16 protein-coding genes are annotated in these 13276 nt (G+C 25.1%); 5 read left to right on the forward strand and 11 right to left on the reverse strand.

Features of this window, described 5'->3' with window-relative positions; genetic code table 11:
• Positions 1-103: 103 nt before the first annotated feature.
• The 3 genes from NL43_RS02120 to NL43_RS02130 form a co-directional block, all read right to left on the reverse strand.
• Entirely contained in the window at positions 104-994 is an 891-nt protein-coding gene (locus NL43_RS02120) for a 3'-5' exoribonuclease YhaM family protein (protein WP_069592400.1), read from the reverse strand.
• Positions 995-1246: 252 nt separating this feature from the next.
• Entirely contained in the window at positions 1247-2095 is an 849-nt protein-coding gene (locus NL43_RS02125; RefSeq protein WP_069592401.1) for a type II secretion system F family protein, read from the reverse strand.
• Positions 2073-3422, reverse strand: coding sequence for a CpaF family protein (locus tag NL43_RS02130; RefSeq protein WP_069592402.1), 1350 nt, complete (start codon positions 3420-3422; stop codon positions 2073-2075). Before NL43_RS02130 ends, NL43_RS02125 begins: the two co-directional genes overlap by 23 nt.
• 78 nt (positions 3423-3500) lie before the next feature.
• Here NL43_RS02130 and NL43_RS02135 point away from each other — a divergent pair, with 78 nt between their 5' ends.
• Positions 3501-4439, forward strand: coding sequence for a 50S ribosomal protein L11 methyltransferase (locus NL43_RS02135; RefSeq protein ID WP_069592403.1), 939 nt, complete (start codon positions 3501-3503; stop codon positions 4437-4439).
• Here the strand turns inward: NL43_RS02135 and NL43_RS02140 are convergent.
• The 7 genes from NL43_RS02140 to NL43_RS02170 form a co-directional block, all read right to left on the reverse strand.
• Positions 4436-5677, reverse strand: coding sequence for a tripartite tricarboxylate transporter permease (locus NL43_RS02140; protein ID WP_069592404.1), 1242 nt, complete (start codon positions 5675-5677; stop codon positions 4436-4438). The genes NL43_RS02135 and NL43_RS02140 overlap by 4 nt on opposite strands.
• A gap of 121 nt (positions 5678-5798) precedes the next feature.
• Positions 5799-6065 carry an elongation factor 1-beta gene (locus NL43_RS02145; RefSeq protein ID WP_069592405.1) on the reverse strand — a complete coding sequence of 89 codons (267 nt, stop codon included), beginning with the start codon at positions 6063-6065 and terminating at the stop codon, positions 5799-5801.
• A gap of 44 nt (positions 6066-6109) precedes the next feature.
• On the reverse strand, positions 6110-6274 hold the full coding sequence (locus NL43_RS02150) for a zinc finger domain-containing protein (protein WP_069592406.1): 165 nt from the start codon (positions 6272-6274) through the stop codon (positions 6110-6112).
• Between the two features lies 1 nt (position 6275).
• A complete protein-coding gene (locus tag NL43_RS02155; RefSeq protein WP_069592407.1) occupies positions 6276-6935 on the reverse strand; it encodes a hypothetical protein in 660 nt (219 codons plus the stop codon).
• 19 nt (positions 6936-6954) lie between these two features.
• Complete coding sequence (pth2, locus tag NL43_RS02160) at positions 6955-7293, reverse strand: peptidyl-tRNA hydrolase Pth2 (RefSeq protein ID WP_069592408.1); 339 nt, start codon at positions 7291-7293, stop codon at positions 6955-6957.
• Between the two features lie 11 nt (positions 7294-7304).
• Complete coding sequence (locus tag NL43_RS02165) at positions 7305-8495, reverse strand: YcaO-related McrA-glycine thioamidation protein (protein WP_069592409.1); 1191 nt, start codon at positions 8493-8495, stop codon at positions 7305-7307.
• Positions 8496-8762: 267 nt separating this feature from the next.
• Complete coding sequence (locus tag NL43_RS02170) at positions 8763-9386, reverse strand: metalloprotease (protein WP_069592410.1); 624 nt, start codon at positions 9384-9386, stop codon at positions 8763-8765.
• A 146-nt stretch (positions 9387-9532) separates the two neighbouring features.
• On the opposite strand from NL43_RS02170, the gene NL43_RS02175 reads away from it, so the two are divergent.
• The 3 genes from NL43_RS02175 (at position 9533) to NL43_RS02185 (ending at position 11848) form a co-directional block, all read left to right on the forward strand.
• A complete protein-coding gene (locus NL43_RS02175; protein WP_069592411.1) occupies positions 9533-10537 on the forward strand; it encodes an aminopeptidase P family protein in 1005 nt (334 codons plus the stop codon).
• 184 nt (positions 10538-10721) lie between these two features.
• Positions 10722-11657, forward strand: a complete 936-nt coding sequence (locus tag NL43_RS02180; protein WP_084790342.1) for a type II secretion system F family protein — start codon at positions 10722-10724, stop codon at positions 11655-11657.
• Entirely contained in the window at positions 11654-11848 is a 195-nt protein-coding gene (locus tag NL43_RS02185) for a class III signal peptide-containing protein (protein WP_069592413.1), read from the forward strand. The genes NL43_RS02180 and NL43_RS02185 overlap by 4 nt, the downstream gene beginning before the upstream one ends.
• A 23-nt stretch (positions 11849-11871) precedes the next feature.
• On the opposite strand, the gene NL43_RS02190 is transcribed toward NL43_RS02185, so the two are convergent.
• A complete protein-coding gene (locus NL43_RS02190) occupies positions 11872-12597 on the reverse strand; it encodes a tRNA-binding protein (protein ID WP_069592414.1) in 726 nt (241 codons plus the stop codon).
• Positions 12598-12880: 283 nt separating this feature from the next.
• Here NL43_RS02190 and NL43_RS02195 point away from each other — a divergent pair, with 283 nt between their 5' ends.
• On the forward strand, positions 12881-13267 hold the full coding sequence (locus NL43_RS02195; protein WP_069592415.1) for a PRC-barrel domain-containing protein: 387 nt from the start codon (positions 12881-12883) through the stop codon (positions 13265-13267).
• The last annotated feature ends 9 nt before the right edge of the window (positions 13268-13276 follow it).

A 13276-nucleotide genomic window follows, 5' to 3' on the forward strand; every position in this document is an offset into this window, starting at 1 on the left:
ATATTCAATGTTTTATTCATAAAATATTTTTTTTTAAAAATTAGTACTACTTATAGTATCTTTCTTTTTCTATATTAAATTAATGTAGATTAAATTTTAAATTTCAATAATTTTCCAGTGAACTTGTTATTTTAGCACTTATGTCATCAGCATAATGCAGTGCTTTTGCTTCAGAAGTTTTTGGATCTACAGGAGATCCCCAACCTAATGAAGTTTCACCATGATGACTTAATATGAGATGAATTAAGTTTATTTTCAAATCATCAGGAGCATTTATGTCGTTTAATATGTTTTCCACAAGATTAGATCCAATAAATATATGATCTAACATACGACCTTCATAAGTTATATCAATATCCTCAGTTTTATAAGAATATGTTTTTATTTTTCCGATATCATGTAATATAGCACCAGTTATTAATAAATCATAATTTAAATCTTCATATATCCTAGTTAAAGTTTTACATATTTCTATAACTTCATTGGTATGAATAAGAAGGCCACCTTTATAATTATGATGATGTATCTTAGCTGCAGGTGCACTTAAAAAATCGCTACATATTTCATCATTATCAAATAATCTATGTAATGTTTTTTTTAAATAAGGATTTTTAATTTCTTTAATTGTATTAAAGAGGTAATCTACATGACTTTCAAAATTTTCAATAGTTCTTATAAAATCTTTATCTTCATATTCACGTGTTTTATGTAATTTATTTATGAGGATGTTATATTTTCCTGAATTCGATGGGAATTCTTGAATTTTACCTACAATATTCCATACATTGTTAATTTCTATTTCTGTATATAGTTTAGATGATTGGTTAGAAAACATTCTGCCTTTAATTTGTCCTGTTTTATCTTGTAGTGTTAATTCAAGATATGGTTTATTAGTTTTTGATCGTTTCATTTCTTTATCTTTCACAAGAAATGAACTTATAATTTCCCGATCTTCACGAAAATTCTTAATAAAATCTTGTTCTTTTTTCTTCAATTTAGTATCCTTCGATTAGTTTTTTACTTATATCTATTTAGGTTTTAGTAATTATTAAAATTTTATTTAATTTTAGAAATATTTTTTTTTCTCTAAGTAGTGTTAGCCAAAAAATAAATTTTTTCATGTAAAATTTTCTTTATTTTACAATTGAAGCCGAAATAGGTATTATTTAAAATCAATTTTTTGTGAATATCTTAAAAGTCAATGACTTAATATTTTATTATCCTTAGATTAGATGTATTGTTCAATTCAAAGAGTAGGTTCCATTTTTTTTATAAATATAATCATAAAACTAATAATTATTGGGAAAAATACTAAATATAATATTAGTAATAATTCTGGATTAATAATGGCTCCAATTGTGGTAGTGGCTGCAATTATTATGATAAATATTATTACTGGGATAAGTACAGCTATAAACATGTATAATAACATGATTGAGTTTAATTTTTTTGAATATTCTTCATATTTAATTTTCATATTTCTAGAATTTTCACGTGCTATAATATTTAATGTATTTGCTAAATTACCTCCATTATTTAATGTTCTGATGATTTGATATATTACTTTATCTAGAATTTCAATATTGGTTCTTTTGGATAAATTATTAAATGATTCAATATAATTAGTTCCATATTGTATTTCATTTAATGTGATTTTAAATTCATTTGATAATTCTCCGTAATTACTATTTGATAAATTTCTCATTGAATCAAATAATCCTATTCCTGCTTTTAATTCTATTGATAATTGTCTTAAAGCAAAGGGTAATTCTTTTATTATTAATTCACGTTTTTTATTTTCTTTTATTTTAGGTAATTGTTGTTTATATAAGAATATTAGTATGATAAATAGAATGATTTCTAAACTTAAAGTTGTATTAATAAATATAAGAATTATACTTATAATTATAATAATTAAATATATTTTCTTTTCTTTTTCAATGATAATTGCTTTATTTTTTAGTAATTCTTTATTTATATTGTCTTCTATTATTTGATTTCTTGTTTCTGTTCTTTTTATTCTTTTTTTATTTATTATTTGACTATATAATAAAATAGTTAAAGAACCAATTTTAATTAATATTTTCTGAATCATTTCTTGGATAGTAGTTATTAATATATTCTTGTATGTTCATTGTTTCTTCAATAAAATTCTCTAAATATTTTTTTCGTTTTTTAATTTCATTATTAATGTCATTATAGCTAATACCACTTAACGTTGCAATTTTTTCCAAAGCATTACAATGTATTGCATCATATGTAAGATTATCTTTATTGGGGTCATATTCAAATATTTTATTTAATTGTATTTTATCTGTTTCCATTCCTACAATTTCAGCAACTTCTGTTATTCGTCTGACAACACCTTTTTGAGGATGATATATTCTATTTTGCATAATAATAAAATCTATGGAATTAATCATAATATTTGGAACATTCATGGGTGGGTTAATTAGGCGAGTTATTGTTTCTTGTGCTGAATTTGAATGTAATGTTCCCATTCCAGAATGACCTGTATTTAATGCACTAAATAATGTTATTGCTTCTTTAGAACGAACTTCTCCTATTATAATTCGATCAGGACGTTGACGTAAGGAGTTTTTTAAAAGTAAATTCATAGTAATTTCACCCTTATTTTCTATATTTGGTGGTTTTGTTTCAGTACGGATTATGTGGTCATGGGGTATTTGTAATTCTAATGTATCTTCTATTGTGATTATTCGTTCATGGGGTGGTATGAATGAGGTTAGTGTGTTGAGTGTTGTTGTTTTTCCAGAGCCTGTACCTCCTGATATTAAAATATTTGATGGTTTAACATTTAATCCTTCTATAACAACCCATAGAAATGCTGCTAGTTCGGAGGTGATTGTATTCATATTTATTAGGTTAATTATATTATATGGATCTTTTCTAAATTTTCTAATAGTTAATGTAGGACCATCTGGTGTTAATGGAGGTATTGTTGCGTTTATTCTGCTATTGTCTTCTAATCGTGCATCAAGTAATGGTGTTTGTTTGTCAATTTTTCGTTGGATATTGTTTGCTATTTTTTCAATTATTTGGCGAATTTCTGGTTCTTTGAGTATGATGTCTGTTAGCATCATGCCTTTTGTTCTATGATAAACGTATATGGGCTTGTTTGGTCCAATTATCATAATTTCTTCTAGTGCATCATCTCTTAGTAAGTTGTCAATTTCTCCATGGCCTTTCAAGTCATTTAATAATTTATTTTTAATATTTTCATTTGTTGTATGGTCATTAATTATATTATATAATTCTGTTTTTTCTATAATTAAATTATTTTCTTGTATTTTTGATTTAATTAGTTTTTCTTTTATTTCGTTGTATAATTTGAATTCTTCATTATTTAATGAAGGTATTTTTTTTGAAGTATATGTTGGTAAATATTTTTTTTCTTTCATAATTTATTATTACAAATATATAATTTATTATTACCTTTTTATAAAATTATGTATTATATAAAAATTAAATATTAATTTATGAAATGTAATTGTGATACAAATTGTATTGATTCTAAAGATAATATATTACAGAATATTAATGATTATTATGCACCCTGTAAGGATTGTTTTACTAAAACATTAAAAAAATCAATACCTATTAAACGGCAGATAAAATTAAATGAATTTGATAATACTTCATATAAATGTGCTTCTTGTGGAAAAAGACATATTGATTTTGTAATGGCCAATATACTTAAATTTTTAATTTCAAATGATTTATTATCGTCTAATAGTTCTATAAGAAATGTAGGTACACCTTTAATAACGCCAGCATTACCTTTAGATGAATCACCTTTTTTATCAGAAAATTCATTAGTTTTAATAATAAATAATATTAATGAAAAAACAGCTAAAGAAATATATGTTAATGTTCCGGAAGTAAAAGCAGTTATTAAGGGGGATGTTAATAAAATTGTGGGTCAAGTTGATGAGAATAGTGAAATATATCACTATGAATTATTAGCTGGTTGTGATATACGATGTGATATTCAACCAACTGATTTTGGAAATATATGTATTTTCAAAAAACAATCAGAAATTCATATTGAATATCCTAAGGTTAAATCACAAAAAATTATAGATGTTGACAATGTGTTAGATAAATATGATAATCCTACTGTAATTGATGCTATGTGTGGTCCAGGAACACTTGGAATTTATGCTATTATGAAAAATGCTAAGAAAGTATTATTTAATGATATTTATTCATCTGCTATAGATACAACAAAAGTTAATCTTGATGTAAATCAAATTTCTTCAGATAAATATAGTATAACTAATAAATCTATTCAAGATTTAATAAAATGTATTGATAAAAAATATGATGTGGGTTTTATAGATGCATTTCCTGGAATGAAAACGGATGATTTGGAAAATTCTTTGAAAAAAGTATGCAATGAAGTAATTATAATTTAAATTAATCCTAAATATATTAAAATAGATGGTATTATTAATATACCCATCAAATTACTTTTACTTAAATCAAGGCTATTTGTAAGAATTCCTAAAGCAATACTTGTAATATAACAAAGTATAACGTACCATATACATCCATTAGTAAATATTGTGAATAATATAATTAAACAAGTTATACTAATAATTATAATAATATTTATTTTTTTATAATTTATTTGTTGGATATGTTTAATTAAATAATCTCCTATTTTAATAGAAATAATACAAGCTATTGAAACACTAATTAAACTAACAAAAATAAAAAATATGATATGATATATTGTGATATTCTGAATTAAAATATTAACATAAACACTTATTGCACTTCTAGGATTACTTATTAAATAAATAGCAAGTAATGAAAATAATGTATCAGATACATTAACACCACTATTAGTTACTAAAAAATCTTCAGAAGTTATATTTTTACTAAATGTTAAAATTTGGGCTAGTAATGTTCCTTGAGCTGGACCTAATCCTGGTAAAAGACCTAAAATACATCCTGATATACTTCCAGCGAATACTGATTTTTTAAATTTTGAATCAAGAACTATGCTTCTATTCTTATTTTGAGGAGGAATATTTGAATTATTATTTATACTGTAAATTAGATTACTTATACTAAATGCTCCTGATAACATACAAAGTAATCCTAAATTACTACCTAAATTACTGGTTAATATTACAATTCCAAGAATTCCTGAAATTAAAAAAATAACAACACTTGCTAAACAAGTTATCATAGTTCTATTTGTTTTATAAATTATAATCATCATAGCTATAATTAAAAAATAAGCAATATATTCTTTTAAATTATTATATACTAAGGGTAATATTATAAATAATATTGGCATAGTAACTATCAAAGAAATTATTGACCCATATCCACCAAAACTAATTAGACGTATAGCTTTTCTACCTTTACCATTAAGTAATAATTTATGTCCTGGTTGTATACTTAAAATAGTATCTTCATTTGGAACTCCGAGTAATAGTGAAGGAATAAATTCTAACATGGCATGAGTTAATGAAATTGCAACGAAAAATGTACAAAGAACTAATGCTGATGTATTTTTAAGTAATTTTGAGGATATTGAAAAAATAATAATACCTACTGTATTTACATGAAGTCCTGGTATAATTCCTGTAATTGTTCCGAAAATTATTCCTATAATTAATGCTAAAAATATTGTTATCATAATAATGAATTAATACTATTTATTAAATTAGTAATACTTATAATTTATGAAAAATAGAATGAAATTAAATTTTAAATTTTTATAAAAAAAAGTTGATATGTTATGTAAATATCAGTGATATTTACATTAATCTTCTAACATCAGTTACTTCTACGGATTGTACTTCATCAAGTGCAGCTATTGCTTCTTCTGCAGGTTCAGTTCCACCTTCACCATCATCAACTACAATAGTAACATTTAATGCAACTAATCCAAAACCTATTGGTTCTTCAGCAATGTTTTCAAATGCTTCGTCATCAACTGCATTTTCAATTGCTTGTTTTAATGCTTCTAAGTCTACTTCTGGACTTTCAGGCATTACTTTTAAAATTGCTGCTACATCAGACATTATATTTTTTCTCCTTAAATTTTTATTAATTTTGTTTAAAGAACTTAAGGTCCTTTAAATCCACATTCGCATGTATATTCATGTCCAAAAGTTCTACATTTAGGACATCTGTAAATCACTGCATCACATTCTGGGCAGTGGAATTTAACATATTCATCGATTGGTGAAATTTCTTGTTTACAAGAAGTACAAATCATTTTTTCTGCCATGTTATTTACCTCCTATATATGTATAAATATTATTCATTGTATAATCACTGTTTAAATGAGCTAGCACCCTATCAGGGTATTTGCCATTCATTATATAACAGTCTAAATGATAATCAATTAGTAATTTAGGTAGACATTTATCTACTGAAGTTTCTTCAAAAAGTAATAGTTTATTTGCACTTATTTTTTTAATAAGTTTTTTGTTATTTGAGAAAATGTTACCGCTATATATACCATCTACATTTGTTAATATTAATAGTTTAGCATTTATTCGATGTGCTATCCAACAGGCTATAGAATCACTAGTAATATTCCAACTATGTTCAAGAGGATCTTCTTTTTTTAAAAGGTCATATGTTAATAATAATGGTATTTTATTATTTTTATGAGCTTTAGAAATGTCCTCTATTTTTTCTATTAAAAGTATATCTTCATTTTTATCAGCAATAAGTTTTCCAAGAATATCCATGCACTCAATAGCTGTCCAATGATTAGTATCATTTGAAAATGAGTATTCTTGGTTAAATTCTCTTAATTTATTTGCTAAAGCACCACCACCATTTACAAGTACAATTTTTTCCCTTGATTTTTTCAATGTATCACAGAGATCCTTAATATATTTTGGAAATAAACTTCCACCAATTTTAATAACCGTTGTCATTTTATTAAAAACACATCCATTATAATAATTTTAAATGACCTGTTAATTTATCTATTTCATCATCAGGTCCAGGACCAATACCTAAACATGTTCTAGTTGATGGTTCTATTTGTGTATGTCCAGCATCAGTTATCAGACAACAAGTTAAATTAGTTTCTTTAACCAGTGTATGTAACTTAAGTAATTCTTCTTCGGAGGATATTTTTAAAACAACTTTTTTTTGTCCAGTAAATTCCCATTTTCTAATATTTTCCTTATCTGATTTTTTATAACAACCTAAACATGCATGACATGCTTGGGCAGCTATTTTTCCTTTACCCATCTTTAAATCGGTTCTCATAACTATAACTTGTTTCATAGAATACCTCTCTAGAATATCATATTTTTAGGTCGTAATCTATTACCTATACGTGATGTATCTACACTAAATACTTCCATACCTGGAACAATCACACGTACTGTTGGAATATTAATTTTTCGTGTTAAATCCACATAATATGCATCATTAATTCCTGATTTTTTTAATAAATCTAATGTTATTTCAATATCTTCTTTAAATGAATTTTTAGATTTATTAGGCATATTTTCAAGATTTATTTTATGCTCTGATTCTCTAAACCAATGTTTATTTAAACGTTTCATACGTTCATAACCTGTATCTCTAAGTAAATTAGCACGAGTAGTATCTTCACGAGTTCCATGAATTTGTGTTGCTCTACTTTGGGCTACTTCTGTAATCGCACGAATGACTGCAATATTTGGATCAAGATGGGTTCCAATACCTAATGTTAATAAAGCAGGATCTTTTAGAGATAAATCTTCTGAAACAGCACCTATTGTAGGAATATCATTATCACTTGTTAAATCAATTAATTTAATAAAAACATTAGCTTCTCTGAATTTTTCTAATAATTCTACAATATATTGATTAGAAGTATTTTCACAAGTAATTTCAGGTTTATTTTCTTTAAATGCTTCAAATAAACTCCATGCATCTCTTTCAACAACTTCCATAAGTCCATGAAATATGGCTTCTTCTATTGAATTACCTGAAGCTAATCCATTTGTGTTAGATAAGCAAATGTGATGGATATTTTCAGTAGTATATGGGTGGTATACTACATTAGATGGGATGTATAGTTTACTTCCATTTTTTATAGAATATCCTTCAACCCATTCAAGTTCTTCATCATGGTATGTATCACGAGGTAATATTAATGTTTCAGGATTAAGACAATCACTTGAATTATATTTTTGGATAATAGTGTTTTCATTACCTTGTATTTCTGCAGAATAACGTTCTACTGCTTCCATTATTGATGAAACTTTTGCATGTATTTCAGTAGGGCCTTTTCCAGCATAAATACTAACTGCACCTTCTTGTGCAAGAGGTCTAACTGATGTAAATACAGGGATTTTAATTCTATCTAAATGGGTTATATTGGATGTTCTAGTTAAACCAATATCTTTTGTTATTTTAGAAATATTTTCCAAAGTTCTTTCTGGATTTATTGTTCGGTGTGTTGATTTTTTATATTTAACAGGTGATTCGTTTAGCATGTTAATCAGATTAAATAATTTATTTTTTTATAATTCTTTTTATTATATAATAAGTTTTGTTAATATTATTTTTTATTTTTTTATATAATTTGGATGGGTGATAATTCTTAAAATAAAGTTCATAATTAAACAATACATCTATATTTAGGATAATCCTATTAGTTTATAAAATTTTACATAGTGTATAGATAAACTACTATTAAAAAAAATAGTGATAATGTATCAGCATTATATTTTATTAAAAAAGTGTAAAGGGGGATTTTAGTTTTAGAAGAATGTTATTGTACGTGATATGAATGTTAGTATTCCTGAAATAATAATTGTTGTAAGCCATAAAGGTATATTCCATTTCATTACTTTTGAACCATCAAGTGTAGGTATTGGTAATAAATTGAATAATGCAAGGAAACTATTTATGTGGAATCCTATTGAACAAGTTAATGCTAAATATATCATTAACATATTATTTAAAGTAACATATGGTTGAATAATAAGACCTATTCCTAAAAATAGTACTGCTAATATAATATTGATTAGAGGTCCTGCAACAGAGATAATACCATTTTCTCTATCACTAATAAATCCTGTGTAAGGTCCAATATAAACAGCACCGGGTGCTAAAAAGATAAATCCCATAAATGCAGTTATCACAGCAAGTATTAATCCATAATTCCATTTTCTAAATTCTGCAAAAAAACCATAGTGTTGTGCTGTAATCTTATGTCCTAATTCATGTAATATAAAACTTAATCCAACAGTAACTAAAGTTATAGGAATTAGTATAATAAACATATCCCACGTACCATTACTATAGATATATGCAAATAGTAAAGTTATGACTATGATTGATATTATTAAATCTTTAATTTCTATTTTTGAAAATGTTACCATATTATCAACTACTTTTCTTTTTAAGTATAACTATATTATTTTTACTATTATATAATAATTTTTTAATAATTGTTTTTTTATATTATAAACTATAGTTAGAAAAAAATTCAGTTTATTAAATTATTATATTAAACCGAGGAGATACTTTGAAAAATGAAGAAATATTAAATCAATTAAAAGAAGAAAATATTGATTCTATGTTCGTATACAAACCAGAAAATATTAAATATATCTCTGATTTTTATCCATCTAGCTTTGCATATCTTATCATTGGTGAAGAACCTGTATTATATGTTAATAGTATAGATAAAATTGATGCAGAAGAACAATCAACTATAGAAACAAGAGATATTCGAAAATTAGGGGAATTAAAAGATCTATTAAATGGAACTATTGCTGTAGAAAGTTCTCTTGATTTTGAATTCTTAAAATTTTTAACAGATGACACCAATTTACTTAAATTGTCTACAGTACTTGAAGACCAAAGAAAAACTAAAACAAAAGAAGAAATAACTAAAATAAGAAATTCTATTGGGATTGCATCAAATGCAATTAAGGAAATTGATTTCACAAGTACTGAAAAATATGCTGCAGCATCATTGGAATTTGATATGACTATTAATGGATCAATCAAACCTGCATTTGATACAATAGTTGCTTCAGGTAATCGTTCAAGCTCACCTCACTCTGAAACATCAATGAATCGTGTGGAAACACCTATTGTTGTTGATTGGGGTGCAAAATATGATCATTATTGTTCTGATATAACAAGAACATTCGTAGATTCTGAAAGACAAGAAGAAATTTGGAATATTGTGCTTGAAGCACAAAAAGCAGCAATAAATACTATTTCACCAGGTGTTAAATTAGCTGATGTTGATAAAGCAGCAAGAGATGTTATAACTGAATATGGTTATGGTGAATATTTTATACATAGTACAGGTCATGGTTTTGGTTTGGATATTCATGAAAATCCCAATTTATCTTTTAATGCTGAGGGGGTTTTAGAAGAAAACATGATTGTTACAGCAGAACCAGGTATTTATATTCCAGGGGAATTTGGTGTACGTATTGAAGATGATGTTCTTGTTAAAAAGAATAATGAGGTATTAACTAAAAATTTGGATAAAAAATTAGAATTTAATTTATAATTTCTCGTTTTCTTTTTTTTTAAAATTTGAGTGTTCTCCAAAAATAAGTTTATTTATGTAAAATTCTCTTTATTTTACAATTGAAATAATACTTATATTTATCAAAAGTTAATTTTTGAATTTTGGTAGATATCTATTTTATATATTAGTTTAAGTAATACATTTAATTATAAAAAGTATTACTATGGAAAATAAAATAATGGATATGATAAGTAATTTTGTAAAAATAAGTATATCTGAAGATAAATTAAACATAATACAAAATAATCTGATAACTATTGGATTTTATGTTGAAATTGAATCTTTGATTTCATGGGTGATTTTGTTTAGTTTTGTTATTTTTTTATTAAGTTTAATTGTTATATTTATTTTTGGATATTCAGTTCTGATTTTAATTTTATCATTACTACCTTCAATTTTAAGTTTAATTTATTTTTTATATAAATTTGAACAACGAAATGATAAATTGGATGAGGAGTTACCTGATTTTTTACGTCAACTATCTTCCTTATTAAAAGTAGGATTAGGTCTTGAATCAGCATTAAATGAATTATCTGAACATAATACTAATACTCCTTTAAATAATGAAATTAGGCGAATAATGTTAGAAATACAATTTGGGAAATCATTTGATAAAGCATTGTTGGATTGTGGTGATAGGAATAATGTGGATAATTTAAAACATGTTATTCAAATAATAATTTATAGTAAAAAATCTGGAGGAAATTTAGCTGATATATTAGAAGATATAGCTGATGATTTAAGTGAAATAATTTTGTTAAAAAAAGAACGAAGAGCAAATGTTATGATGTCTGTCATGTTTCTAATAATATCTTCAGTTGTTGCTACACCATTTGCTTTAGGTATGATTAGATTATATTCTGATTTCATAGGATATTTGGGAAGAACTAATTCATTAATATCAGTAATACCTATTGCTAGTTGTGGTTATATAGTCATACATTCTATTTTAGTAAGTGTTTTACTGGGAATTATATTGTATTCTAATATTAAGAGAGGAATAAGATATATTTTTGTTATAATGCCTGCTTCATTAATTGTATATTATTTATCACAGTTAATTTTTAAAAGTGTTCTTGGATTAAGTGGTTTATCATGAATATATTTAATGATAATTCTGGTCAAATTTCTGCTGAATTAATTTTATTGCTTGCAGGTGTATTTATTATCGTATTATTATTTGTGAATATATATCAACAATACCTAGTTTCATTGGATGTTGAAATTAAAAATAATGAATTAAATAACTTACTAGATAAAATTGATGATATAAATAATCATATAAAATAAATAAAAAAAGGTGGGATAATTAGTTAGTCTTGGATGTATTGATCTACAAGATTTCTTGTTTCATTTAAAGCAGTTACATCTATATGTTGAGGTAGACTTCCTAGTTCTCCTTCAACATCTTTTAATATGCCTTCTCCAGCACCTAAGAACATACCTTCACTACTGGTTCCCATAAATGCACTTGGTGGTAGTAATGCCACGGCTATTCGATCATTATCTTTAACACTCAAATCATTTGTCACAACAGTAATTGCTCTTTTACCTAGATTTACATTACAAATCATAAGTGTATCTGTTTGAGGGTGTTTACTTACACTAACTAATTCTCCTACTTGTATATCTACACCAATTACTGGATCATCTATTTCTCCAAGCATTAATCTATTAGGTAATCCACGTATAGTGTTAAAAAAGAATTTCATTTTAGATAAAGGTAGTTCTAGTTTTTCACGTTCGTCTCTATTTAGTTCAGATAAAAATTTCTTAGAATAATCTTCACCACCTAGATTTTCTATTATTTCATCCACTGCTTTCAATAAATTATCCATTTGGGGAGTTTTTGTAATTTCTTCAGGTGAAATATATGAATAGTATAATGTTTGAATGTCTGGATTCATATTTTTAGCTAGAAGTCGAACTTGTTTTTTATTCCATGATCCTCTTAAGTTAGATCCTTCAACTACTCTAATAAATTGTTCTATTGCTTTTTCAGCTACTTTTAATCTATAATCTTTACTTGTATCCCACATTTTATCTCTCAATTAAATTATTTATTGTTAATCTTATGTATATAATTTATTTTTTTTAATTTATATTGTTTTTAATTTTTTTAAATAGTTATATGTTTAATTAAATGTTAATCATAATTATTTATTGTGGTTGGAAGTTATTTTTATATAATATGTTAAACATATATTTAATAGATTAGAAATTATTATTTGATAAATTTCAAAAAAGGGATATTAAACCAATATAATTAATATTAAATCGTATCTCAAATTCAACATTGAAATAAATACATTTGGTGAAAATATGGTAAACTTATCTACATTTTATAACTTAAATATTTACAACACAGAAGGAAAATACATAGGTAAAGTAAGCGAAGTAGTATTAAATATTAAAAAAGGAAGAATTTCTTTTTTCAAAACAAAAGCATTAACAGAAGACAATAGGAATGTTGGTTTAAGAGATGTTTTAAGAAATTCAATGAGACTTGTACCTGAAGAAGAAGAAATGAATCAAGTTAGAACTGAAGGAATAATTGATATACCTTATGAAATGGTTGTAGCTGTGGGTGATATTATTATTATCGATCATAATAAATTAGCACAGTATCAATCAGCACAACAACAAGCAAGTAAAGTTAACTCACAAAAAATATCACAACCTAAAAAAACTATGCCTAAAGCTAATTAAGAGGTATTT

This window comes from Methanosphaera sp. WGK6 (assembly GCF_001729965.1).
Lineage (GTDB): Archaea > Methanobacteriota > Methanobacteria > Methanobacteriales > Methanobacteriaceae > Methanosphaera.